Raw genomic sequence first — 1,377 nt, 5'->3', positions numbered from 1 at the left:
GGGCCTTCGCGGTGACCCGGGGGCCTTCGCGGTGTCCCGGGGCGGGGAGTGCCGTGCGGTGGCTGGTGCTGTGCACCCCTGCGGGCAATCGTGCCGCTGGGGCGGCACGGGTGGGCGCAGGACCTCACGTCCTCGCCGGACCGGCTCGCTCCGCGCCGCACAAGCCCTCCGGGAAGGGGGCGGGGCGGGGGATAAAACGGTGCTGCCCGCGGGGGCTCGGCCCTGTGCCCGCGCTGCCGTGCAGCCGCGCTGCCGTGCAGCCGCGCTGCCGTGCGGGTCACGTGCTCGCGGTGCCGTCGACTTGGGCACGGTAAGAAAGCCGCTCGCGGCGGAGGCCAGGGCCTGCGCCGCCCGTGCCGCCGCACCCTGGGGGCCGGCCGTCCACATGCGGTGCAGGAGACCGCACGGCGGCGGGCACGGCCCCAGCAGCAGGCACGGCAGGGGCACGGCAGGCACGCCTGTCCGCCGGAGGGGGCGAAGGCGGCGTGGCCGGCCCGGAGAGCCCGGGCCCTCGGCAGAACGGCGGCCAGGGGCGGGCGGAGAGACACACGCCGCGCCCCGGACACCCCCGTCAGCCGTTGAGCGCGGCCAGCTCCTTCGCCGCCTCCGTGAGGTCCTTCGCCGTGTCGATGGCCCGCCAGTACGCCCCCTGCGGAATGGAGTACCCCGCCAGCCGCCGCTCCCGCGCGAGCTGCGGGAACGTGCTCCGCTCGTGGTCCCCCCGCTCCGGGAGCTGCTCGGCGAACTGCGGCGAGAACACGTACACACCCGCGTTGATCTCGACCGTCGACGGCGGCGCCTCGATGAAGTCGCTGATGTACCCGAACCCGTCGGTCCGCACCGCCCCCCACGGCAGCCGCGGCCGCGCCAGCGCCAGCGTCGCCGTGGCCCCGCGCCCGGTGTGGAAGTCCGCCATGTCCCGCAGCGAGAACCGCGTCCAGATGTCACCGTTGGTGGCGTACCAGGACCGGTCGGGGTGCGGCAGGTGCGCCGCCGCGTACTTGAGACCGCCACCGCGACCCAGCGGCTCCGGCTCCACGACGGTGGTGACCCGCGCCGGCAGGTCGGCGCCCTCCAGCCACTTCTCCAGCACCTCGGCGAGGTGCCCGCAGCTGACGACCACGTCGGTCACGCCCTCCTGGGCGAGCCAGGCGATCTGGTGGCCGATGATCGGCGTACCGGTGCCGGGGATCTCCACCATCGGCTTGGGCCGGTCGTCGGTGTACGGGCGCAGGCGGGAGCCCTGGCCACCGGCCAGGATGACGGCCTGGACGGGGCGCGCGGCGGCGTTCGGATCGGTCATGGACCGCACTGTACGTGCGCCCCGCGCGCCACAGGACGAGGAGGGTGGAAATGCGGCGGGCCCCATGCCCCGCC

At 75.7% G+C, this 1,377-nt stretch carries 1 protein-coding gene; it reads right to left on the bottom strand.

What is annotated here, in order from left to right; all coding sequences use genetic code 11:
• Positions 1–571: 571 nt before the first annotated feature.
• On the bottom strand, positions 572–1,303 hold the full coding sequence (locus ACOV8S_RS30840; protein WP_448321786.1) for a nucleotidyltransferase family protein: 732 nt from the start codon (positions 1,301–1,303) through the stop codon (positions 572–574).
• Positions 1,304–1,377: the final 74 nt, after the last annotated feature.

It is taken from the genome of Streptomyces sp. CO7, from assembly GCF_053474865.1.
Note: the sequence above shows the minus strand (reverse complement) of the source record. Positions and strands in the feature narration are given on the sequence as shown.